Here is a 22,795-nt window from a genome sequence, read left to right as displayed (position 1 = left end):
CATGCGCTGATCGTCCCCCAACGTGAACAGGAGCCGGGAAACGATTGACAGCAGCAGATGGACCGGGTCGTACGAGAGTGGTCCCGAAGACTCAAAGCGGGACAGGTCGATGAACCGGCAGCTGGTGGGGTCGAACTCTGGATAGGTGACGATGATGTTGCCTGGGTGTAGATCGCCATGGCGTTTGCCAGTGAGTAGCGAGATACGTCGTTCTCCGAGGATGGCCGGGTCGCGGACAAGCGAGATCGGGTCGAGCAGGCTCTTGCCGCTTGACACCTGAAGCGACGAGGTCCGGGGGCCAGGGTGCCGCTCCGCCCATTTCGTGAGCTTGCCATCGGCTTCGAGGCGACGGCCGAGCATCGACTGGAGGAGACCGAAGACGCCGGCGTCGGCCTCGTTCACCTGTGCGCGTGGGTTCCACTCTGCGAGCAGGAGGCCGACCGCCGCGCCGCACACCGGCGTCGCCTTGGCGAAAGGGGCGCCGGGATGTTCGTCGAAGGCGGCCGTCAGCGGCCGGAAACGTTCGAGATCACCACCCGCGATCTCCTGGAAGAGGATCCACCCGTTTCGGGGCGTGCCGATTGCTGGATATGTGTCGGGTGTGGTGACGAGGTGTTTCTCGACGAACTCGGGGGACGAGGACTGCCTCGCCATTCGCTCCCGGCCCGGTTGCTGCAGCAACTCGCGGTCGGGCGGACAGAACTTCAGGATGAGCTTACGGGGGCCGTCACCTTCCTGGCGCGCGTAGACCGCGAGTACAGCGGCGCCCGAGTTCCCTGAGGCGCCCCAACCCGCGTAGCGTAGTCTGGTGCCGCTCTGTACCAGCCAGCGGAGCAGATACGGTTGTGCGTCTGCGGGAAGCCGCTCAAGGATGCCTGGATCGCAGAAGCGCCGCGAATCGGGTTCGCCCACGGTATCCCTCCTTCTGAGGCACCCTTCCTAAGGGTCATTATGCGTCGGACAGACGCTCGCGACCGCTCTCCAACGACGAGCCGCACGGTCCGAGGTGAACATAGGGCAGCCACGCGGTCGGCGTGCCTGGAGCCGATTCCCGGAGTGAGCGGACCGCCCGGTTGAGCGCCCACGCGGCGCGATCAGGCTCCAGCCGTCCGGGAGCGGCGACCATCGTGTAGACCTGCTCGGCCACGACGATGGCCGAGCGCTCGCCTATCGCCCAAAGGGTCGCGATGACATGTCGATATCCCGCGACCTGGAGGGCTGCGGCGAGGTGGATCGCTTCGTTGGGCAGCAGAGTGCCGGCGGACGCGGTGCGGCATGCCGATACGAAGATCATCTCGGCATCGTCGAGTCGCAGGCGGGCGATGTCGAAGATCGTCAGTGCGCCGTCGTGCAGAACGATCGCGCCCTCGGACGGCCTGCTCAGGTCCTGCACGCCATGGCAGGCGAAATGCGCGTAGGCGGACCGGCCGAGGTCAGCGAGGACGCTCTCACGTGACGCCGCCGAACCGACCAAGCGGCTGTACTCACATGACAGGTGTCGGGTGACGACTTCGGCTTCGGCCGTGGCATCCGGCAGTTCCGGCATGTCCGGCGCGTCGGGAACCGCCACGACCAGCGCCCGCCGATCCACCGTGGAGACGGCCCGGCGGGCGCGACTCAGGGCGCGGAGTGAGGGGACGTACGAGGACACGACCCGGTCGAGAACGGTCCGATCGCGACCCGAACCGGGCCGCTGGTATCCAGCCGCGTGGACGGGTAGGACGGCGAGCCGTCCTACAAGACACCAGTGCAGGTGCGGCCAGACGTCGTCGCTCACCGTCTCATACCCGAGCGAGCTTAGGATCGGCTCCGTCACGGTATCCCACAGCCACTCCATGACGGTGAACACGACGTGCTGCAGCGGGCCAGCACCCACGCGGGGCGGTAGAGCCCCCCTCCGGAGCCGGTCGAGGACCGTGAGCAGGCTCGTGGCCCGGGTCGCGACTTCGTCTGCCAACAGATCTGGCAGGTCCACGACCGTGACGTCCGCAGAGACCACCAGAGCATGGCACCCGTAGCCGCTGACGTTAACGATCACGACGGGCGCAGTGCCCGGTGGCGGCATCAGCTCCGCAAGCGGAACCCGCACGAGGAAGTGCCGGAATCCCTCATGCCCGCGTATCTCCGTCAGGGTCGCGTCCCAGTCCAATGCTGCCCGCATGCGGTCGTCTCGGGCTGCCGCACCGGTCACGGTCACGCCATCCAACCTCAACGGACCGATCCCGTCCGCAGGACCGCCGTAGTCCAGACGTTCACGAAGGAGATCCAGCTGGTCGGCGAGCCTGGGGTGGGCTTCGCGTAGCCGGGACAGGTCGCCGCGTTGCGCGACAACCTGCTCCCACAGAACACCTCTGCCGCCCTCCAGCAGCTCGACGGCCCACTCCGGCCTGCCCAGGTGGAGAGCGCAGGCGGCCGCGTCAGCGGCGACAGTCCCTGCGTCGACCAGATGTTGTTCCCTGCTGACCTGGTCGAGGCCACGCCAGGCCGCGAGCGGCAGCAGGTCCGTGGCCACGGCGTAGCCTTCGGCGGCCCGTGCCCAGTCCTCGCGGGCCGCTGTAGCCGAACCCCAAGCTCGCGCCGCCTGCAGGCGGGCCGATGCGGGCGCCGTGAGCTGAGTAGATATCGCTTGCCATAAGGCCACGGCTTCCTCATAGCTGGTGTCGTCGCCGCGCGTGTTCGCGTTCAGATGCAGCGCCGCGGCCAAGCCCAGCTGTGCAGTCACCGCATGGATCTCGCTGTCCAGCCCGGCCACCGCGGATCGGTACAGTGCTATCGCCTCATCGAGGTCGGCGGCCGATCCTGTGGTCTTGAACCCAACTACCAGCGCTCGTGCAAGGTTCGACGAAACGGCGGCGCCCTGGGCAGAGCTCGCAGCGCTGGAGAGGGCTTTGCGTCCCACCGTCAGCGTCTCACGCAGAGCCGTCGTATCGCCTTCACGCTCGACCTTGCTGGTCAGCATGACCAGGAGGTTCGACAACCTTGTGGAGCGGTCAGAGTCACCCGCCGGAGTGTGGTCCACCGCGTCGCGCATCACCTCGATCGCAAGTTCCAGCGCCACGGGATTGGCCTCGTGCTCGAACCTGGCGCTCAGCGAGATGGCGAGATTGGTCAGGCGGGCGGCGAGTCCCGGGTGTCCCGGCGGCAGCGCCTCGACCGCCTCCTCGTCACAGGCGATCGCCTCGCGCAGGTCAGGGATGCTGCCCGTGTACGCGTGCCGGGTGCGTAGGGCGTTGCCGAGATTGGTGAGGTAGGAAACGCGACCGGGAGCATTCTGGGGGCAGGCTCCGATCGCGGCACGACCCGCCGCCACGGCGTCATCCAGATCTCCCCGGCTCCCCCGGACGATGAACCTGGTCCACAACGCGTCGGCGAGATTCGAGCAGTGGCTGGGGAAGTCGCGGCTATTAGCCGCGCAGCCGTCAACGGCAGCGCGTAGCAGCTCGATGGACTCGTCCAGGTCATCGCTCCGCCGAAAGCGGGCGAAGCGCGCCGACAGACACATCCCTACAGCCGCCAGCGCGGCCGCCCGCTGATCGGGCGATGCGGGACACTTCATAGCCTGCCGTCCGAGCCGTACGGCCTCGTCGATGTCGGCTTGAGGCGTCTGTTCGAACTGGCTCAGCAACGCGAGCGCGAGATTGATCAGTGCCACCACCGACGAGCTCGGATGGGTCGCGATATTTCGCCGGTGTATCGCGATGGCCTCATCTAGATCGGCCGGGTCGCCCAGATGCTCGAACCTCGTGACAAGCAGCACGGCCAAACCATTGCGCAGCGAGGCGGCATGCGCGTCGTCTGGGGTGATCAGCTGGTTGGCCTCGCGCGCGAGGCGGACCGCTTCGGTAAGATCGCTGTGGTCGCCCGCATGTTGGAAGCGGGTGCGCAGCGCGTCTGCCGCGTTGATCAGGATCAGGCGACGAGCTGGATCGCCGTCGGGAACCGTGGAGATCGCACACATCAAGGTGTCGATTCCCCGATCGAGATCGAGGGGATCGCCGGTGCCGGCGAAACGGGTGCGGAGTGCGTTACCGAGGTCCCCCAGAATGGCCGCCCGATCGCCGTCGTCGGTCGAATCGTCAAACAGTTGGGTGGCGAGGGTGATGGCCTCATCGATGTCGGCGCGGTCCCCGAAATGCTCAAAACGCCTGGACAGGATGTCGACCAGGTGCAACCCGATGACGATCAGGGAGTACTGGTCGACGGCGCGAGGAAGCGCCCAGCGATACAACTCCACCGCCTTATCCGCGTCGGCCCGTGCCCCCCTCGCGGCGAACCTTTCCCTGGCTTCTTCCGCGAATCTGAGCGGATCGTGAGCCGGAATGCCGGACGGATGCATACTGACCATCATGAGTGCCGACGCCGCTTTCGAACCAGGTGATGTGAGATTCAACGAGCAGGGCGACGTGGAAGTCTACGATGGGGTCAGATGGTCATCGTACGTATGTCTCCCCTCAGACGATCTCGGGGGTCGTACGCGTGACGACTATGACCATCCGGCCAGCGGCTCCATGCCTGGATGAAGGTTCTGCCGATGTGGCCGGCTCTGCGTGAGCGACGCGGCCTCCCCGAGGCCACTCCTCAACCGATGTGGACCTGCTGCCGCGCTCAGGTGCGGCACCCGCCACCAGATACGGGTACAGCGCAATATCGCCTCATGCCGCGGGAGACGGCGCGTCCTGGAGCGAGATGGCCGAGTACAAGCTAGGGCGCGTATCTGGTTGTGATCAATCTGTCGATTTGCCCGCGTGGTGACATCCGGACCGGTAGATCTTTGTCTGTGACGCGAGGGCAACTGACGGACGAGGAATGGGAGTTCATCGGGCCGTACCTGCCGACGTTTTCCAACCTCCTGGACGCGCGCCCTGATCACAGCATGATCGCGATGCTGGTGTTCGGCCGGCTGCGGATGAAGTTGCAGGAGCAGGAGGTGTTCTCCCCTGAGGTTGACTCTTGTTCTATCTGGCCTTGGTCTTCCTGGTGCCATCGGCACGATCTGTCGCGTCTTTTGGGGAGCACTCCCGAGGGTGTGTGCCGGCTGGCCGTGTGTGGCTTGATAGAAGCCTCGGCGAGAGAGCCCGTCCTGTCACTGGTCTGTCTGCTTGGCCGCCCGGCACGCGAGACCCAGGAATTCAACCACTTTCCCCATACTCCTGGGGACAAAGTGGCCCGGTAGCGGGAGTGCAGACGGCAATCGTGTTGACCCAGCGGTCGGTGTAGGCACGACCCTTGTATATGTATTCGATCTCCACGTGGGTTCGCGAACTGCGGCCCGACGGCTGGGTTACCTGAATGCCGATCAGTAGCTGGTAACCCTTCTTCTTCTGCGCACCTCCTTCCGGCGGGATGGGCGGGAGGACGTAGCCTTCGGCGGGCTTGATGGGACCTAATTTCGCGTTCTTGAAGGGCAGGGCCTGAGGTGGGAATCCATCTACGGCCTGGAACATTGCGGGTCTGCGGTTGGGGTCGGCCACCATCACACCGACCTGGCGTAGGCCACTTCCCTTCATGCTGGACCTCACGCTGCGTATGGTCACCGGGGCGTCACCGGTGTTGTAGAGCGTCATCCACCCATCGGTGAAGGTCTGCCCCTTGTCCTTGCGAAGGATGTATCCGGTCGGAGGCGACGATCGTAGCGGGCCGCTCCCGACACGACGGCTCAACCAGTCTGACGACGCGCTGCCGCCTTGAGCCGGAGGTGTGGCAGGGGCGTCGCTGCCAGAGGAGCACCCCAGCGGCAAAAATAGTGCGATGGAAGCGGCGATGAGCCGCACCCTATGCGGGCGCGACTCATGCCGTTGGAATTCGTCTATCACGCTAGTGTCCCGCGTCTGAAATTCGTCGGCAATATCGAGCGAGGGATTCGAGGATCTCTTCGGCGGTCTTCTTCCACACGAACGGCTGAGGGTTGTCGTTCCATTGGCTGATCCAGTCGCGGATATCGGTTTCCAGGGACTGGACACTTTTGTGCACGCCGCGCCGGATGAGCTGGTCGGTCAAGAAGCCGAACCACCGCTCGACCTGGTTGATCCAGGAGGAGCCGGTCGGGGTGAAGTGCATGTGGAAGCGGGAGTGGCGGGCCAGCCACGCCTTGATCGCCGGTGTCTTGTGGGTGCCGTAGTTGTCGCAGATCAGATGGACATCCAGCTCAGCCGGCACCGTCTTGTCGATCGTGATCAGAAACTTCTTGAACTCGGTGGCTCGGTGCTGGCGGTGCAGTTCGCCGATGACGGTTCCATCTTTGATGTCGAACGCGGCGAACAAGCTGGTGATCCCGTTGCGGATGTAGTCATGGGTGCGTCGCTCGGGCATGCCCGGCATCATCGGCAGCACCGGCTGGGAGCGGTCCAGGGCCTGGATCTGGGACTTCTCATCCACACACAGCACCACCGCCCGCTCGGGCGGGTTGTGGTAAAGGCCGACAACATCGACGACCTTCTCCACGAACAGCGGATCCGTCGACAGCTTGAACGTCTCGGCCAAGTGCGGCTTGAGCCCGAAGTCACGCCAGATCCGGCCGATCGTCGATTTGCTCAGCCCGCTGCGCTTGGCCATCGAGGTCCGTGACCAGTGCGTGGCCTTCTTCGGCGTCTCCTCCAAGGTGGCCACCACCACCTGTTCGACCTGATCCAAGCTGATCGAAGGCGGCCGGCCCGGACGCTGCTCATCGACCAGTCCATCCAGCCGCATGCGCAAAAACCGATGACGCCACTTCGAGACCGTGTCCGGGTGCACCCGCAACTGCTCGGCGATCCGCTGGTTGTCCTTGCCCTCCGCGCAGGCCAGCACAATCTTCGAGCGCATCGCCAGGACTTGTGAGGACTTCGCCCGCCGCGCCCACCGCTGCAAAACCGCCCGCTCGTGATCGGTGATCGTCAACTCCGCCTTGGGCCGCCCGGTCCGGACCTCATCCATCAACGCATCCAGCCCGCCACGGGCAAAGGCGGCACGCCACTTGCGCACCGTACCCACGGCTATCCCCAGATCCCGCGCCACCTGCGCGTTACTGGCCTCCGGCACCGCACACGCCAACACGATCTTCGCCCGAATCGCCTGCCTCGGCGATTCCACCGACATGCCGATCAGCCGAGCCCGTTCGGCTTCCGTCAAGTGGATCTCCACCGCGGCCGGTCCTCGATGCGTCATACATGCCAGCATAGAAACTTATCCGGCGAATTTCAGGCGCATTACACTAGTAGGACTCCATGACGAACGACCACGGTTTGACAGCTACCGACGCCCGGGTAACGCTGCCACGAGTTCAGGCATGCGTCGGCGATGGCCGGCCGCAGCCTCGATCGGTTCCGTCAGCCGAAGAGACCTCTCGATGCAGGTGTGCGTCGGCTCCAGGGAGGCGAGCAGCGCAGCTGCGACATCTTCACTGTCGATCTGTAGTTGACCTCGGGAAATGCCTTCAAGATCATCCCCCATATGTCCCCTGATCAAGGTCCTACGGCTGCGTATGGATGCCTTCGGCAGCCTATCCAGGCCCTGGCAAGCAAAAGGCTTGCGGCCGAGTAGCCGCAGGTCAGAGGGCGAAAAGCCTGGTCATGAAGAGTGCCCCCGGCAGGATTCGAACCTGCGGCACCCGCTTTAGGAGAGCGGTGCTCTATCCCCTGAGCTACGGAGGCGGACCCCGTAAGCCTAGCGAAACTACGGCAGTGTGTGGGACGCGGGGCGGCGGTGAGTTTGGCGGGGTGGGTCATGGGTGCTCTGAGCTGCAGTAAAGGCATGGCAAGCGATCAGATTGTTGCGCATCCCGCGTCGATAGCGTCGGGTCTGTGACCAGAAGGCGACGTAGTCAGGTGCGTAGGCGGCCTGTGGTGTTGATTGCGGCTGTGTTGGCGCCGGGGATTCTTGCTGGGGGGTTGTTGGCGGGGGAGCTCACCGGCTATGAGAGGGCGGCGGCGCAGCGGGGGATGCGGGCTGGGGTTGGGGGGTGGGTGGGGTTTGAGCCGGTTTTGATGCCTGCGCCTGCTCGGCCTGAGCGGTGGTACGAGGGGGTGGTGCCGGCGGCTGTGCGCGATGCCATGTCGAAGCAGAAGCCGCAGGGGGGCGAGGCAGGGGTGGTGATGCCCTCTCCTGCGCCTGTCGTCGTGGAGCGAGGTGCTGCGGCTGAGCCTGTGCGTACGGAGCGGGCGTGTGCGGGGGAGTGGGTGGATACGTGGCTTTGGAAGTCGTGTCGGGAACATGAGCGGCGGCCCAAGCGGGAGGCGACCGGACTCAAGCGGGAGGCGGCTGGCCCCATGGGAGAGGTGACCGAGCCCAAGCGGGAGGCGACCGGTCCCAAGCGAGAGGTGGCGGGGCTCAATCGGGAAGTGACCGAGCCCAAGCGAGAGGTGACCGAAGGGGGAAGCGAGGGAGGGAGTGAAGGCGGGGAGGTGGTTGTTTGGGAGTGGTCGTGGCCTGCTTGATGCCTTCGCTGAAGATGGTGCTGTTCCGACTGTGCTTGGCCTCGTCTGAGTGTGCGCGGCCCCGCTTGCATGTGAAACCGAGTGCGTGTCGATCCGACCGTGAGTAGTGCGGCAGCCGCCTGCCTCGCCACCTACCCCCGATGGATGCCAGATGTGACCGCCTCACCACCCTCAGGGTCATCACATGCCCCACTGAGCCATATGCCCGTGAGGATGCACCGGCCGCACGGGTGGGCTGATCTGTCCGTGATGTACCCGTCCTACCTGGGACGACAAGCCCATGAAGGCAGCCGTGAAGGCGGTTGGACGTACAAAGTGGTTCTTTCGCGGTCATAACAGCTCTTCTGACTTCGGTCCGGGCACTCGGGGGGCTGTAGTAACGTGCGTGCCGGACCCTGGTAACAGAGTTGCAAACGGAGGAGTCGACGGTGCCATCCCCTCGGTCAGCGGGTCTGATCGCGGTTGCCATGGCCATGACTTCCCTGGTCATCCTGCCTGCGGCTACGCCTGCCCACGCCGAACGGCGAGATCCGGCGAACCTTACCGAGCTTCGCAGGGAGGCCGAGAAGTCGGCCAAGGAGCTTGAGGACGCGACCAAGGCGCTGGAGAAGCGTCGTAGCGACATCGCCGCATCCGAGAAGAAGCTGACAGCGACGCTCACCACGCTGCAGGAGGCGGAGAGGAAGCTTGCCGTGATTCGGCAGCCGGTGGCGCAGATGGCGGAGTTGTTGTACGAGCAGCCTGTCGGTGGTGATGGGGTTGCGCCGTTCCTGTCCGGTGATGCTGACGCCGGGACGTTGCGGGCCATGACCAATACCGCTCATATCGTGGCGAATCGGCAGCAGGTGGTTGAGCAGACCAGCACGCTTTACAAGGAGACGGAGCGGCTGGCCGGCGAGGCGCAGGAGTTGCGGGCGTCTAATCTGTTGGCCGAGGCGCAGATGGCGGTGGAGATCGACACGCTCAGGCAGCGGTCGGACAAGATCGTGAAGTCGTTGACCGCGGCGCTGGTGAAGATGGGCATCAAGGTCGACAAGGTCGGGCGGGCGGCACTGGGGTGCAATCCGTTGCGGGCGGCGACGGCCAACTCCTATCCCAACGGGTTGATCCCGAAGGCGATGTTGTGTCCGTTGCAGCAGAAGGGGCAGAGCCTCAGGGCTGATGCGACGATCGCCTTCGTCAGCTTGAATGAGGCTTATCGGAAGCGGTTCGGTAAGCAGATGTGTGTGACCGACGCGTACCGCAGCCTGGCTGAGCAGCAGTCGGTTTACTATCGGCGGCCGGGGTTCGCGGCGGTGCCGGGGCGGAGCAACCACGGTCTCGGGCTGGCCGTTGACCTTTGTGGTGGGGTGGAGCGGTTCCGGTCAGTGGAGTTCGTCTGGATGGAGAACAACTCCAAGAAGTATGGGTGGTTCCATCCGTCCTGGGCCTACAGCAGCCCGTTCGAGCCGTGGCATTGGGAGTACGACCCCAAGAAGGATTCGGTTCTCTAAGTTCTCTAAGCGACGTTCTCGAGGCGAAGTCCGCTGTGGCGCGGTCGGTGACGGTTGCTACGGGTGGGGCTTGATGGTGATGGACAGGCGGCCGCCTGCCTGGGCGGCGGCCAGCTGGCTTGCCTGTGACGGGGTGGTGGCCAGCACGATCAAGGCGCCGTGGTCGTCGTCGGCCTTGGGGATGGTCACGACGGTGACGTCGTCGGCGACCAGTTGGGCCGGTTGGCCCTCCCAAGCCGCCAGGACGCCGATCGTCGAGCCTGGGGCGATCAGCTGAGCCGTGTCGGCGTCGGCGATGCGCACCGGCGCGGCCACCGTGCCGGGCGGCAGCGGGAGTGAGTGGAGCAGTCGTACGTCGGTGAGGGGCTCGCCGCGGCGCATGGACCCGGCCAGCACGCGGCCGACGGCGCCCGAGCGGATGGCGCCGGACGGGGGTGGGTTGAGGGCGGCCGGGCGGAGGTCGCCCGGTTTGAGGATGCCGGGGGAGAGGTCATGGGTTGCCACCAGTACGGAGGGGGCGTGAGTAGGGCGTAGGGCGATATATGCGGAAAGGACGCCGATGCCAGCTGCCATCGCCGCGGCAAGCCGCCGCCGACGACGCCCAACCCGCCCAAGGCGCCCGAGCCCTCCGAGCCGCCCGGGCCCGCCGAGTCGGCTGAGCCGTTCAGGCCGCCCCGCCGAACCGGCACGCGCGAGCCCTCCGGCCCGTTCAGGCCGCCCCGCCGAACCAGGACGCCCCAGCGAACCGAGCTGCCCGAGCCCACCGAGCCGCCCAGGTTGCCCCGTCGAACCGGGCCGCCCGAGCTCCCCGAGCCGTTCAGGCTGCCCCGCCGAACCGGCATGCGCGAGCCCCCCGAGCCGCTCAGACTGACCCGCCGAACTGGGGCGCGCGAGCCCCGGCCAGCCGCCCGCAAGGCCCCCACTCACGGCAGCTCGAACGGCAGCTTGATGCCGTCCAACGCCGACCCACACGGACACGATCGCTCACTAGGCAGCCCCTGCACCGCCTCCGCCACCAGCCCCCGCATCCGCGTCACATTCCGGGCGAAGAACTCCAGCACCTCCTCATGCGTCACCCCTTCGCCGGCCTCCACCCCGGCGTCGTGGTCGGTCACCAACGACAGCGACGTGTAACAGAGCGCCAGCTCCCGAGCCAGAATCGCCTCAGGAAAGCCGGTCATGCCGACGATCGTCCACCCGTTGCCCGCGAACCAGCGCGACTCCGCCCGGGTCGAGAAGCGCGGGCCCTCGATCACCACCAGGGTGCCGCCATCTACCGTGGCCCAGCCGCCCGCCCGAGCGGCCGTCACGGCCACGGAGCGCCCCGAAGGGCAGTAGGGGTCGGCGAAGGACACGTGCGCCGCGCCGTCGATGTCGTAGAAGGTCTGGACCCGTCCTGATGTACGGTCGATGAGCTGATCGGGGATCACGATCGCGCCCGGCCCGTGCTCGACCTGGAGCGAGCCCACGGCGCTGGGTGCGAGCACCTGGCGGACGCCGAGTGAGCGGAGGGCCCAGAGGTTGGCCCGGTAGGGGATGCGGTGGGGTGGAAAGCGGTGATCCCGCCCGTGTCTGGGGATGAACGCCACGGAGCGTGAGCCGATCCGTCCGACCGTGACCACGTCGCTGGGCGGCCCGTAGGGGGTGGCGACCTCTATCTCTTCCGCGTCGTCGAGCAGGGAGTAAAAGCCCGAGCCGCCGATGACGCCGATGTCTGCACGAGTGAGCATGGCGCCGAGATTAGCGGCATTGGTGGAGGGGAAGCAGGGGCTGAATGGCGTTCTGTGGATAACTTACTTCACTGCGTTAGCACACAAGTGCGAAGAGTAGTATCTTCGCATGCGGCAAAAGGGCCTCGTCCTCATCATCGTCGCGCTCATGCTCGGTCTGCTGCTCGCGGCGCTCGACCAGACGATCGTGGCGACAGCCCTGCCGACGATCGTGAGCGACCTCGGCGGCCTGGAGCAGCTGTCGTGGGTGGTGACGGCCTACCTGCTCGCCTCGACGGTCTCCACGCCGCTCTGGGGCAAGCTGGGTGACCAGTATGGCCGTAAGAGGCTGTTCGTCGCGGCGATCGTCATCTTTCTCATCGGCTCGGCGCTCTGCGGCCTGAGCCAGAACATGAGCGAGCTCATCTTCTTCCGCTCGATCCAGGGTCTGGGCGGCGGCGGGCTCATGGTGCTGGCCCAGGCGATCGTCGGCGACGTCGTTTCGCCCCGCGACAGGGGGAAATACCAGGGGTTCTTCGGCGGGGTCTTCGCGGTGTCCAGCATCGTGGGGCCGCTGCTCGGCGGCCTGTTCGTCGATCATCTCAGCTGGCACTGGGTGTTCTACATCAACCTGCCCATCGGCGCGGTCGCGCTGTTCGTGATCGCCACGGCGCTGCCGGGGGATCAGACGCGGACCAAACACAAGATCGACTATGTCGGTGTCGTGCTGCTCGGCGGCGCCACGTCCTGCCTGGTCCTGATCGCCACCGGCGGTGCCGCCGTGAGCCCGATGATCATTGGGCTGGCGGTGGCGGCCGTCGCCCTGCTCGCTGGGTGGGTGCTCGCCGAGCGGCGGGCGGCCGAGCCGGTTCTGCCGCTCGGGCTGTTCAGGAAGAGGGCGTTCTCGATGACGGCGTTCGTCGGGTTCGTGGTGGGGTTCGGGATGTTCGGCGCGCTCGCGTACCTTCCGCTCTATCTGCAGGTGGTTCACGGGGTCAGCGCGACGTTGTCCGGGGTCTATCTGCTGCCGATGATGGCGGGGATGTTCACGATGTCCATCGTGAGCGGTCAGATCATCACGAGGACCGGCAAATACCGCTTCCTGCCCATCGCGGGCACGGGGGTGGCGACGGTCGGGATGTTCCTGCTCTCCATGGTGACCGAGCACACGAGTCTGTCGGCGCTGGGTCTATACCTGCTGGTCCTGGGCGTGGGGCTGGGGATGACCATGCAGGTGCTGGTGATCATCGTGCAGAACGCGGTCGACTTCAAGGACCTCGGCGTGGCCACGTCGGGGGCGACGTTCTTCCGGATGATCGGCGGCTCGTTCGGCGTCGCCACGCTCGGCGCGGTCTTCACCGCCCGGCTCGACGCCGATCTGCGCGGGTTGCTGGCCAGGACCAGATTGCCGCCGGGCTTCGATCCGGCGCGGGTCCAGCAGGATCCCACCACCATTCAGCGGCTGCCGGGCCAGCTCGTCGCGGAGTTCCTGCACGTCTACGCTGACGCGATCGCCGCTGTCTTTCGGGTGGCGGCGCCGGTGATGTTCGTCGCCTTTCTGCTCAGCTGGCTGATTCCGCAGCAACGCCTCAGGGAGACGACCAAGGCGACCGACCTGGGTGAAGGGTTGGGCGCCACGTCGGCGGAGCGGTCGTCGCTGGCCGAGGTCGAGCGAGGTCTCGTACGCCTGGCGGACGCCAACCTGCGCAGGGGCTTCTACGAACGGGTGGGCGACTTGGCCGGTTTGACCGGCGTACCACCGCAGGGCGTCTGGATCGTGGCCAGGCTCGGTGGCGAAGGCTGGGTCAAGGCCGCGGACCTGGCGGCGCGGGCGAACGTCAGCCGCGAACAAGGCCGTCCCTATGCCAACCAGCTGATAACGGACGGCCTTGTCGAACGGTCGCCGGACGGCGACTCGCTACGGCTCACAGAAGACGGCCAGCGGGCCGCGCTGAGGCTGCTGCGCTGCTCGAGTGAGGGATTGAGCAGACTCGTCGCGGACTGGGGCGCGCATCCCCAACTGGAGCAACTCGTCGAACGAGTCGCCCCGGCCCTGCTCGGCGTCAACGCCGATTGCCCACGCCAGCAGCGTAAAGGGCGCTAGGAGGTGGCGGAAGCGGCCGCGGGGGCCGGAGTCGTGGTGGACTTCGACTCGGCCGGCTTGGACTCGGCGGGCTTGCTCTCGCTCGACTTCCCGTTGGACGAGGACGAAGAGGAGGAGGTGGACGAACCAGTCGAACTGGCCCGGTTGTCCGTACGGTAGAAGCCCGATCCCTTGAACACGATCCCGACGGCGGAGAACACCTTGCGCAGGTTACCCTCGCAGGCCGGGCAGACCGTCAGCGCATCGTCGGTAAACTTCTGAACGACTTCGAGCTGCTCACCGCAGTCGTTGCAGGCGTACTGGTAGGTCGGCACGCGCTCCTCCTTCAAGTTCTGGCACTCGAGCGATGCGACTGCTAATGGTAACCGATTAGGTCAAACGACTATTCCGAACCGCGTTCTCCGTACCATCCGGCCAGCTTGCCCCGGCGGCTGACGGCCCGCATGCGGCTCTCGACCTCGTCGCGGCAGGCCGCGGTGGCGACCACGAGCAGCTGGTCGTCCGCCCGGACCCGGGTGGTGGCCGAGGGTACGAACGATTTGCCGTCGCGGACGATGAGCGTGACGGCGGCCCCGGCCGGCAGGCGCAGCTCGAAGATCTCGACGCCGTGCAGCTGGGATCCAGGTGGCACCTTGATCTGCAGCAGGTCGGCCTTCAGCTCCTCCAGCGGCGCCGACTCCACCTCCAGGTCGTGCGCCTCTCCGGGGGCGGCCACGCCGAGGATCCTGGCCACGAACGGCAGCGTCGGTCCCTGCAGCAGTGTGAACACCATCACGATCACGAAGACCTCGTTGAAGATGTCCTTCGAGCCCGCGACCCCGGCCGCCCAGGGGATGGTCGCCAGCACGATGGGGACGGCTCCGCGCAGGCCGGCCCATGACAGGAACGCCTGTTCGCGCCAGTTCGTCCGGCCGAGGCGCAGCAGCCGGGCCGCCAGCGCGCTGACCATCACCGACAGTGGCCTGGCCAGGAGCACCAGGACCGTTCCCGCGATGAGGCCCTGCACGATCGCCGACGGCATCTCCTTCGGGTCGGCCAGCAGCCCGAGCATCACGAACAGCCCGATCTGCGCCAGCCAGGCGGCCCCTTCCGCGAACCCCCTGGTCGCCGCCCGGTGCGGCAGCCGCGAGTTGCCCAGGATCAGCGCCGTCAGGTAGACGGCCAGGAAGCCCGAGCCGTGCAGCAGCACCGCGCCGCCGTACGAGACGAAGGTCAGCGCCAGGACGGCGATCGGATACAGGCCCGAGGCGGGCAGGGCGACGCGGCGCAGGGTGTAGGCGCCGGCGGGCCCGATGGCGAGGCCGACCGCCGCGCCGATGAGCAGCTCGGTCCCGGTCCGCATCAGGAACGCGCCGAGCGACGGCGGCGATTGAGTGGCGGCGCTCAGCAGCACCACCGCGATCACCGTGGGCGCGTCGTTGAAGCCCGACTCCGCCTCCAGCACGCCGGCCAGGCGCGGCGGCAGCGGCAACCGCCGCAGCACCGAGAACACGGCGGCCGCGTCGGTGGAGGCCAGCACCGCGCCGAGGATCAGCGCGGAGTTCAGGCCGAATCCCAGCAGCCCCTGTACGGCCACCGCCACCACCAGGATGCTGACCGCCACCCCCAGGGTGGCCAGGATCAGGGCCAGCGGCACCGAGCGGCGCACGTGGCTCCAGCTCGTGGTCAGACCACCCTCGGCCAGGATCACCGCCAGCGCGCTCAGGCCAATCTGCTGGGCCAACTCCGGATTGTCGAACGGGATGCCGAACCCGGCCTCGCCCAGGACCAGACCCAGGCCGAGGAAGAGCAGGAGGCTGGGCAGGCCGCTGCGATGCGCGATGCGAACGGAGGCGATGGCCGCGATGACGATCGCGGCACCAAGGAGAAGCCAGACATCTAGCGTCATCTGGCCCCCTCCTGTGTGTTTCCTTCACATAAGCCTAGTGAGTCCGCTGGGTGTGATCGCCCAGCGGACCTGCTGATCGTGCGGTTCGGCCGGCACGTCGTCGATCAGCTCACCGTCATGGAGCAGAGCGACAGTCGGGACGTTCGGCCCCACTCTGGACAGGGCGCGGTCGTACGAGCCGCCGCCACGGCCGAGCCGTACCCCCGAGTGCCTGTCCACGGCGAGAGCGGGGACGATCACGAGGGCGGCCGTGCGGACCGCGTCGACGCCGCGCCGGGTGTCGACCGGCTCCATGATCCCGAAGCGGCCGGGCGCGAGCGTGTCGGGGCCGTCATAAACCGCCCAGTCGAGGTCGTCGTCCTCCCGCAGTACGGGCAGCATCACGGTCGCGCCGTGCTTCCACAGCGCGAACACCAGCCCGTGTGTCCCCGGCTCCGAGCCGATGGACCAGTAGCAGGCCACCAGCCCGGCCATCTGTACCCACGGCTGATCGAGCAGTGTTTCGCGGACCTTCGAGGCGTTTATCCGCAACTGCTCCGGGGAGAGGAAGCTACGCGCTGAGAGCAGCTCGCGGCGCAGTTTCATCTTGTCCACAGATACCTCCACTAGGGTCTACTCATGGCTGACTTCGACCCTGTGACGAAAGCCGTCGTGCCCGCCGCAGGTCTGGGCACCCGATTCCTACCAGCGACGAAGGCGACACCTAAGGAGATGTTGCCCATCGTCGACAAGCCCGCGATCCAGTATGTCGTTGAGGAGGCGGCCTCCGCCGGGCTCCTCGATCTCCTCATGGTCACCGGCAAGAACAAGCGGTCGATCGAGGACCACTTCGACCGGGCGTTCGAGCTGGAGGAGGTGCTGGAGGCCAAGGGCGACGAGCATCGGTTGTCCCAGGTCCGCGAGCCGGCCTCCCTGGCGACCCTGCACTACGTACGCCAGGGCGAGCCGAAGGGGCTCGGCCACGCGGTCCTCTGCGCCAAGCAGCACGTCGGCGACAACCCGTTCGCCTGCCTGCTCGGTGACGACCTCATCGACCACCGCGACAAGCTGCTCGACCGCATGATCCAGGTGCGCAACACCTACGGCGGCAGCGTGATCGCGCTGATGGAGGTGCCCAAGGAGCAGGTCTCGCTGTACGGCGTGGCCACGATCGAGGCCACCTCCGAGTCCGACGTCGTACGGGTGACCGACCTCGTCGAGAAGCCGCCGGTGGACGAGGCGCCCTCAAACTGGGCGATCATCGGGCGTTACGTGATCGATCCGGCGGTCTTCGAGGTACTCGAGAACACCCCGCCGGGCCGCGGCAACGAGATCCAGCTCACCGACGCGCTCCGCACGCTGGCCGCACGCGGCACGGAGGAGGGCGGGCCGGTCCACGGCGTGCTGTTCCGCGGCCGTCGCTACGACACCGGCGACAAACTCGACTATCTACGCACAGTCGTGAAGTTCGCGGCCGACCGGCCCGACCTGGCGCCCGAGTTCGTGCCGTGGTTGCGGGAGTTCCTCGATGAAATCAGTTGACGCCCACCTGGCCGAGATCCTGGCCACCGTGCGTCCGCTGGCCCCACTCGAACTCGACCTGGAGCAGGCCCTCGGCGCGACCCTGGCCGAGGAGGTCTCCTCGCCGGTGCCGCTGCCGCCGTTCGACAACTCGGCCATGGATGGCTACGCGGTACGTGCCCAGGATGTCGCGGATGTCCCGGTCACCCTTCCGGTGATCGACGACGTGGCCGCCGGGTCGAGCGAGCTGCGGGCGGTCGGTCCCGGGCATGCCGTCCGCATCATGACAGGGGCGCCCGTGCCTGCCGGCGCCGACGCCGTCGTGCCGGTGGAATGGACGGATGGCGGTACGGTCTCCGTCACGATCGACCGCGCCCCCACGGTCGGCAACGCCATCCGCCGGGCGGGCGAGGACGTACAAGCCGGTGAAGTCGTCCTCAAACCGGGCACGGTGATCGGGCCCGCGCAGCTCGGCATCATCGCCGGGGTGGGCCGCCGCCGCGTCATGGTACGGCCGCGCCCTCGCGTCGTGGTCCTGTCGACCGGCGCCGAACTGGTCGAACCCGGCATGCCCCTCGGCCCGGGCCAGATCTGGGACTCCAACAGCGTGACCCTGACCGCCGCTGTACGCGAGTCCGGCGCCGAGGGCTTCCGCGCGACCACCGTCGGCGACGACCCGGCCGCCTTCCTCGACCAGCTCGACGCGCAGCTCATCCGCGCCGACGCGATCGTGACCAGCGGCGGCGTCTCGATGGGCGCGTACGAACCGGTCAAGGAGGCGCTCACCCCGCTCGGCACGGTCAACTTCGAGAAGGTCGCGATGCAGCCCGGCATGCCGCAGGGTTTCGGCGTCGTGGGCGAGGACCAGGTGCCGATCTTCGCGCTGCCCGGCAATCCGGTCTCGTCGTTCGTCTCCTTCCTGCTCTTCGTACGGCCGGCGCTGCAGAAGATGCGCGGCCTGCCCGTGGAGCCGCCGGAGACGGTCTCCGCCCGGGTCACCGGGCCGTTGCGGTCACCGTCGGGGCGGCGGTCATACCTGCGCGGTGTGCTGTCGTCCGACGGCACCGTCTCGCCCGTACGCGGGCAGGGCTCGCACCAGCTGGCCGCGCTGGCCTCGGCCAACGCGCTGATCGTCGTACCCGAGGACGTGACCGAGGTGCCGGCCGGCGCTGTGGTGGAGGTGACCCGGTTTTGACGGAATTCACCCATCTCGATGAGACGGGCGCCGCGCGCATGGTCGACGTGTCCGGCAAGGAGGTCGGGGCGCGTTCGGCCACGGCCACCGGACGGGTGCTGCTGTCGGCCGCGGTGGTGGAGCTGCTGCGGTCGGGTGAGGTGCCCAAGGGCGACGCGCTCGGCGTGGCGAGGATCGCCGGCATCATGGGCGCCAAGCGGACGCCCGACCTGATCCCGCTCTGCCATCCGATCGCGTTGCACGGGGTCAAGGTGTCGCTCGACGTCGAGGATTGGGGGGTCGCCATCACCTGCCGGGTGAAGACGGCCGACCGTACCGGGGTCGAGATGGAGGCGCTGACGGCGGTGTCCGTGGCGGCGCTCGCGTTGATCGACATGGTCAAGGCGGTCGATCCGGCCGCGGTGATCACCGATGTGCGGGTGGAGGAGAAGGTGGGCGGGAAGACCGGGTTGTGGACGCGGTGACGCCTGACGCGGTGATCCCCGATGCGGTGATCCGGGCGTTGGTGGTGACCGTGTCGAACCGCGCATCAGCCGGGATTTACGCCGATAAATCGGGACCGCTCCTGGTTTCGTTGCTTTCGGACGCTGGGTGCGCCGTGGAGGGGCCCATCGTGGTGCCCGATGGTGAGCCGGTCGAGGCCGCACTCCGCGACGGCGTTTCGGCGGGGTACGCGGTGATTGTGACAACCGGTGGGACCGGGCTGACACCGACCGATCTGACGCCGGAGATGACGGCTCGGGTGATCACCCGCGAGATTCCCGGGATAGCGGAGGCCATCCGCCAGGCGAACCGCGACAAAGTCCCAACCTCGATCCTTTCCCGTGGTTTGGCGGGCCAGGCGGGCGACACGTTGATCGTCAATCTGCCCGGATCCTCCGGCGGCGTACGGGATGGTGTGGCCGTACTCGCGCCCGTCCTTCAGCATGCGGTCGATCAGATTCGGGGCGGCGACCACCCCCGCCCTTAGTGTGCGGAGAGTCACCGCTGCTGATCCGTGGCGACATCGTGCCCGATAGGGGGATGATGAGAGATGTGGATCGACTTCGTGGCTGGCCGGCGGTTCTCAACGAAGGCCCGGTGGGCCTGCGACCGCTGCGACTGGCCGACGTACGTGTGTGGCGAGAGACGCGGCTGCGCAACGCCGAGTGGTTGCGTCCCTGGGAGCCCAGCAATCCGGAGACTCCGCTGTTCCGAACGGGTCTCGGCCCGTACATCTCCATGGTCGGCACCCTGCGCCGCGAGGCCAGGCAGGGCCTCGCGCTGCCGTGGGTCGTCACGTACGGTGGCCGGTTCGCGGGACAGCTGACCATCGGCGCCATCGTCTGGGGCTCGGCCCGCTCCGCACAGGTGGGCTACTGGATCGACGGCGCGCTGGCCGGTCAGGGAATCACCCCGACCGCGCTCGCGATGGCCGTCGACCACTGCTTCTTCACCACCGGCCTGCACCGGCTGGAGGCGAACATCCGCCCCGAGAACCAAGCCAGCCGCAGGGTGGTTGAGAAGCTGGGATTCAGGGAAGAAGGCATACGGCGTCGCCAACTTCACATCGATGGAGCCTGGCGCGATCACATTTGTTACGCGTTGACCGTCGAGGACGTACCCGGGGGCTTGCTCGTACAGTGGCGTCGCGCGCGTGAGTCAGCCGCTCACGGTGGGTCTCCAGTAGAAGAGGTTTGACGATCTCGCGACACACCGCACCGAATGCTCGTCAATTAGTGACACGCGGTCTTACGGTGCGTGACGTGAGCACATCGAAGACGCCGCCAGCAGCCAGGCGTCTTTGTGCTGCCCGGAGGTGGCTGTGAGCATCCTCCTCTACCTGGCCATCGTCGTTATGTGGCTGTGTGTCCTGGTTCCGATGTGGTTGCGCAGGGACAAGACCAACCTCGCCGAGCTGGTGGAGCTCGAGGAGTACTACACCGGCGAACACCAGCTACCGGACCTGTCCCAGCAGCAGCCCGACGATCTGGTGGAGCAGCCCGAGGACTACACGGGCGAGTTCGAACGCGTCGACCCACGGCAGTTCCGGGCCAGGCGCCGCGCGATCATCGTGGCCCGGCGCCGGCGACTGCTCTTCTTCACCGCCCTGCTCGTGATCGCCTCTGTCGTCACCGCCGCGGTCAAGGTGATCCCCTGGTGGAGCGTCGCGCCCGCCGGGGTCATCATGCTGGCGTACATGGCCTTCCTCCGGATCGCGGTGCAGGTGGACCGCGAACGGCGCGATCGCGCGGCCCAGGCCCGTACGGCCCGCGCCCGCCGGCTGCGCGAGCAGCAGCGGGCGGCGGAGCTGGCGGCCGAACAGGCACAGGCCGAGATCATCGACCTGGCGGCCCGGCAGGGGGACGTACTGTTCGATCAGTACGCGGAGCCGCCGCGGCGAGCGGTGGGGGACTGAATGTGTGGCGCGAGGAGTGCCGGGGGTTTGCTAATCTGGTCAAGTCCATGGGGATGTAGCGCAGTCCGGTAGCGCACTTCGTTCGCATCGAAGGGGTCAGGGGTTCGAATCCCCTCATCTCCACCAGGGGCCGTTCTTGAGGCGGCTGGACTGAAGTTGACGGGATCCCGTCTGATCATCGAGATCGGGCGGGATCTTGTCGTTTCAGGGGTTTCCGAATCGGGTTCGTCCCGTTTTGGGGGCTGTGGAGCAGGTGTCCGGGAAGGCCCGGGTGGTGTCAGGGCGCTGGTGGAAGACCGAGATCCGGCCGTTGGGCATGGCGAAGCCGACGGTGGGCTGGGCGCTGCAGTGGGATGGCGGGTTATGCGGCTTATGGGGCGGGTGGTGGTCTGCTCTGGCCTTCAGGTGGAGCGCTGCTGAAGGGCTCGGCTGGAGTCTTCGAGGGGTCGGCGAGCGTGACGGGCTCGTCTTGGGGCTCGTGGATGTGGCGCCACTGGTCGAGGAAGTGGTCGTTGGCGACGGTGACGAGCAGCGCGACCAGAATCGTTTGGGCGACGCGTCCGTGGGCGAGCCGGTTCTTGGGGTCGCTGAGGTCGAGGTCGTGTCCCTTGAGTCTGCCGTTGAGGCCCTCGGTGTTGGCGCGGGCAGACTTGTAGGTTCCGATCCAGGCGGGACTGAGGTAGGCCAAGTCCTGGCGGAACTTGTCGAGGTGGCCGAGGTCGTCCTTGCGGACGGTGATGGTGTGCTGGTGGCAGATCCTCGGCAGTTCGCCGGTCTTGTGGTCGGGGGTTGGGGGCAAGACGCGGGGTTTGGCCGCAGGGTGGGCGGCTCGCTGCCGGGCATCGGTCAGGTCGACCGCGGCGGGCCGACTGGGCCCGCGCTGGTGGAGTTGGTCGAAGCGGGGGCAGGCGACCGACGGGGAGGTTCCTGCTGCCGGACACTGCAAGCGGATGGCGCGGTCTGCGTTCGCGCTCTGTTTGAGACGCAGCAAGTACGGCTCTCGCGCGGCGATCAACGCGGTGAGTTCTTCCAATGGGGTGCGGATGGCGGCGTCGTTCAGGCCGGTGGTGGCCTGCGCGAGTCGGCCGGGTATCAGCGGGCAGGCCAGGTGACCGTCGATGAGCAGCGCGCCGTGGGCGCTGCCCTGCACTCCCCGTTGATCCACTTTGTAGTCGAGTGCGAGCTTGTAGCCGAGTTCGCGTGCGGGCCGGGCGAAGTGGGCGGGTTGCTGGTCGGTGTAGGCGCGGTCGACGGCGGCGAAGGCGGTGGGAAAGCCGAGGGTGGCCAGGGGTTTGAGGGTGGTGATGGCGTTGGCGCCGATGCGTTTGTGCGGGGTGTCCAGGACCAGGCCGAGCGCCAGTTGCGGAAAAGACCCGAGAACCGAGCGGGTGCGGGCGGCGACGGTGAGGGTGGCGCTGTAGCCGTACTCGGGTGGGCCGTTTCCGGCCGAGTGGTGCCAGCCTGCGGTGATCTCGGTGGAGGCGATCAGTTCGCCGGTGGAGCGGCGGGCGCGGGGTGGGCGGGCGAAGACCGGGGTGGCGGTGGTGTCGATGCCGACATCGCCGCGGAAGTGGCGGAGGTATCCCTGGCCTTTGGCCCAGCGCACCGGGGTGAGCACCAGCGCGGTGACGATGTCCTGCAGCAGTTCCCGCTTGCGCGAGTGTTCGGGGTCGTCATCCTCCCAGGCGGTGGCCAGCGCGTCGGCCTGTTGCTGGGGTAGGCGGGCGCGCCGATCGTGGCGGGCCGGATCCAGCATGGTGGTCAGCCGGTCGAAGGGCCGGTAGAAGCGGCGGGAGGAGGCGAGCACTTGGTGGATGTCTTCGGGGTTGATGTCGGGCAGGCCGAGCCTGTGGCGTGCGGCGGCGGTCAGACAGAACGCGGCGATCCGCCAGGCCTCGATGAGAGTGGCCTTGCCGGTGTGGTTGATGGACAGCAGCAGGCAGGTCAGCACCGCGGCGATGGGCAGCCCGGGCGGGCCGGGCCTCGGGCCGAGTTCGGCGTCGATCAGCGGCATGATGCCGGAGTTGTCCAGCAGTCGGGCGTACGCTCGGTGCCGGGGACGGCGACCACGACCGCGCGCAGGCCAGGCGGCGCAGA

17 protein-coding genes and 2 tRNA genes are annotated in these 22,795 nt (G+C 67.2%); 9 read left to right on the top strand and 10 right to left on the bottom strand.

Annotated features, from left to right (window positions below; all coding sequences use genetic code 11):
• Window positions 1-949: 949 nt before the first annotated feature.
• From ACIBO2_RS23775 to ACIBO2_RS23760, 4 genes are all read right to left on the bottom strand, one after another.
• Window positions 950-4,336, bottom strand: a complete 3,387-nt coding sequence (locus tag ACIBO2_RS23775; protein WP_397299199.1) for a CHAT domain-containing protein — start codon at window positions 4,334-4,336, stop codon at window positions 950-952.
• 793 nt (window positions 4,337-5,129) lie between these two features.
• A complete protein-coding gene (locus tag ACIBO2_RS23770; protein ID WP_358542066.1) occupies window positions 5,130-5,564 on the bottom strand; it encodes a hypothetical protein in 435 nt (144 codons plus the stop codon).
• A gap of 250 nt (window positions 5,565-5,814) precedes the next feature.
• Window positions 5,815-7,143 carry an IS630 family transposase gene (locus tag ACIBO2_RS23765; protein ID WP_397299196.1) on the bottom strand — a complete coding sequence of 443 codons (1,329 nt, stop codon included), beginning with the start codon at window positions 7,141-7,143 and terminating at the stop codon, window positions 5,815-5,817.
• Between the two features lie 412 nt (window positions 7,144-7,555).
• Window positions 7,556-7,628 (bottom strand) — tRNA-Arg (locus ACIBO2_RS23760).
• A gap of 1,256 nt (window positions 7,629-8,884) precedes the next feature.
• On the opposite strand from ACIBO2_RS23760, the gene ACIBO2_RS23755 reads away from it, so the two are divergent.
• Window positions 8,885-9,904: a D-alanyl-D-alanine carboxypeptidase family protein gene (locus ACIBO2_RS23755; RefSeq protein ID WP_397299193.1), complete on the top strand. Its 1,020-nt coding sequence runs from the start codon at window positions 8,885-8,887 to the stop codon at window positions 9,902-9,904.
• 57 nt (window positions 9,905-9,961) lie between these two features.
• Here ACIBO2_RS23755 and ACIBO2_RS23750 read toward each other — a convergent pair whose 3' ends face one another.
• Window positions 9,962-10,408, bottom strand: coding sequence for a flagellar biosynthesis protein FlgA (locus ACIBO2_RS23750; protein ID WP_397299191.1), 447 nt, complete (start codon window positions 10,406-10,408; stop codon window positions 9,962-9,964).
• Window positions 10,409-10,827: 419 nt separating this feature from the next.
• Window positions 10,828-11,634 (bottom strand): S-methyl-5'-thioadenosine phosphorylase, encoded by an 807-nt coding sequence (locus tag ACIBO2_RS23745; RefSeq protein WP_358542055.1) that lies wholly within the window; start codon window positions 11,632-11,634, stop codon window positions 10,828-10,830.
• 109 nt (window positions 11,635-11,743) lie between these two features.
• Here ACIBO2_RS23745 and ACIBO2_RS23740 point away from each other — a divergent pair, with 109 nt between their 5' ends.
• On the top strand, window positions 11,744-13,717 hold the full coding sequence (locus ACIBO2_RS23740) for a DHA2 family efflux MFS transporter permease subunit (RefSeq protein ID WP_358542052.1): 1,974 nt from the start codon (window positions 11,744-11,746) through the stop codon (window positions 13,715-13,717).
• Here ACIBO2_RS23740 and ACIBO2_RS23735 read toward each other — a convergent pair.
• The 3 genes from ACIBO2_RS23735 to ACIBO2_RS23725 form a co-directional block, all read right to left on the bottom strand.
• Window positions 13,714-14,031 (bottom strand): FmdB family zinc ribbon protein, encoded by a 318-nt coding sequence (locus ACIBO2_RS23735; protein WP_358542049.1) that lies wholly within the window; start codon window positions 14,029-14,031, stop codon window positions 13,714-13,716. The genes ACIBO2_RS23740 and ACIBO2_RS23735 overlap by 4 nt on opposite strands.
• A gap of 68 nt (window positions 14,032-14,099) precedes the next feature.
• Window positions 14,100-15,605 (bottom strand): potassium/proton antiporter, encoded by a 1,506-nt coding sequence (locus ACIBO2_RS23730; protein WP_358542046.1) that lies wholly within the window; start codon window positions 15,603-15,605, stop codon window positions 14,100-14,102.
• Between the two features lie 24 nt (window positions 15,606-15,629).
• A complete protein-coding gene (locus tag ACIBO2_RS23725; protein ID WP_397299185.1) occupies window positions 15,630-16,199 on the bottom strand; it encodes a 5-formyltetrahydrofolate cyclo-ligase in 570 nt (189 codons plus the stop codon).
• Window positions 16,200-16,223: 24 nt separating this feature from the next.
• Between ACIBO2_RS23725 and galU the strand changes: the two genes are divergently transcribed.
• From galU to ACIBO2_RS23690, 7 genes are all read left to right on the top strand, one after another.
• The gene (galU, locus tag ACIBO2_RS23720) at window positions 16,224-17,126 is read left to right on the top strand and encodes a UTP--glucose-1-phosphate uridylyltransferase GalU (RefSeq protein WP_357943683.1); all 903 of its coding nucleotides are present in this window, start codon (window positions 16,224-16,226) and stop codon (window positions 17,124-17,126) included.
• Complete coding sequence (glp, locus tag ACIBO2_RS23715; RefSeq protein ID WP_358542043.1) at window positions 17,113-18,300, top strand: gephyrin-like molybdotransferase Glp; 1,188 nt, start codon at window positions 17,113-17,115, stop codon at window positions 18,298-18,300. The genes galU and glp overlap by 14 nt, the downstream gene beginning before the upstream one ends.
• Complete coding sequence (gene moaC, locus ACIBO2_RS23710) at window positions 18,297-18,764, top strand: cyclic pyranopterin monophosphate synthase MoaC (protein ID WP_225296114.1); 468 nt, start codon at window positions 18,297-18,299, stop codon at window positions 18,762-18,764. The genes glp and moaC overlap by 4 nt, the downstream gene beginning before the upstream one ends.
• The gene (locus ACIBO2_RS23705; RefSeq protein WP_358542040.1) at window positions 18,752-19,270 is read left to right on the top strand and encodes a MogA/MoaB family molybdenum cofactor biosynthesis protein; all 519 of its coding nucleotides are present in this window, start codon (window positions 18,752-18,754) and stop codon (window positions 19,268-19,270) included. Before moaC ends, ACIBO2_RS23705 begins: the two co-directional genes overlap by 13 nt.
• Before the next feature lie 56 nt (window positions 19,271-19,326).
• Complete coding sequence (locus tag ACIBO2_RS23700) at window positions 19,327-19,980, top strand: GNAT family N-acetyltransferase (RefSeq protein ID WP_397299896.1); 654 nt, start codon at window positions 19,327-19,329, stop codon at window positions 19,978-19,980.
• Window positions 19,981-20,104: 124 nt separating this feature from the next.
• Entirely contained in the window at window positions 20,105-20,698 is a 594-nt protein-coding gene (locus ACIBO2_RS23695) for a hypothetical protein (RefSeq protein WP_358542035.1), read from the top strand.
• Between the two features lie 49 nt (window positions 20,699-20,747).
• Window positions 20,748-20,824 (top strand) — tRNA-Ala (locus tag ACIBO2_RS23690).
• A 244-nt stretch (window positions 20,825-21,068) separates the two neighbouring features.
• On the opposite strand, the gene ACIBO2_RS23685 is transcribed toward ACIBO2_RS23690, so the two are convergent.
• Window positions 21,069-22,712, bottom strand: coding sequence for a hypothetical protein (locus ACIBO2_RS23685; protein WP_397299179.1), 1,644 nt, complete (start codon window positions 22,710-22,712; stop codon window positions 21,069-21,071).
• Window positions 22,713-22,795 lie beyond the last annotated feature (83 nt).

Source organism: Nonomuraea sp. NPDC050022, from assembly GCF_044460705.1.
In the GTDB taxonomy this organism is placed as follows: Bacteria; Actinomycetota; Actinomycetes; order Streptosporangiales; family Streptosporangiaceae; genus Nonomuraea.
The sequence above is the reverse complement of the archived record's forward strand: the minus strand, read 5'-3'. Positions and strand labels throughout refer to the sequence as shown.

Bases quoted from the DNA above. Each gene is read 5' to 3' on its own strand.
- ACIBO2_RS23770 (WP_358542066.1), bottom strand. From the start codon at position 5,564: ATGACGCTCTACAACACCGGTGACGCCCCGGTGACCATACGCAGCGTG.
- ACIBO2_RS23765 (WP_397299196.1), bottom strand. From the start codon at position 7,143: ATGACGCATCGAGGACCGGCCGCGGTGGAGATCCACTTGACGGAAGCC.
- ACIBO2_RS23740 (WP_358542052.1), top strand. From the start codon at position 11,744: ATGCGGCAAAAGGGCCTCGTCCTCATCATCGTCGCGCTCATGCTCGGT.
- ACIBO2_RS23730 (WP_358542046.1), bottom strand. From the start codon at position 15,605: ATGACGCTAGATGTCTGGCTTCTCCTTGGTGCCGCGATCGTCATCGCG.
- galU (WP_357943683.1), top strand. From the start codon at position 16,224: ATGGCTGACTTCGACCCTGTGACGAAAGCCGTCGTGCCCGCCGCAGGT.
- ACIBO2_RS23745 (WP_358542055.1), bottom strand. From the start codon at position 11,634: ATGCTCACTCGTGCAGACATCGGCGTCATCGGCGGCTCGGGCTTTTAC.
- glp (WP_358542043.1), top strand. From the start codon at position 17,113: ATGAAATCAGTTGACGCCCACCTGGCCGAGATCCTGGCCACCGTGCGT.
- ACIBO2_RS23700 (WP_397299896.1), top strand. From the start codon at position 19,327: ATGAGAGATGTGGATCGACTTCGTGGCTGGCCGGCGGTTCTCAACGAA.
- ACIBO2_RS23685 (WP_397299179.1), bottom strand. From the start codon at position 22,712: ATGCCGCTGATCGACGCCGAACTCGGCCCGAGGCCCGGCCCGCCCGGG.
- ACIBO2_RS23775 (WP_397299199.1), bottom strand. From the start codon at position 4,336: ATGCATCCGTCCGGCATTCCGGCTCACGATCCGCTCAGATTCGCGGAA.
- ACIBO2_RS23755 (WP_397299193.1), top strand. From the start codon at position 8,885: ATGACTTCCCTGGTCATCCTGCCTGCGGCTACGCCTGCCCACGCCGAA.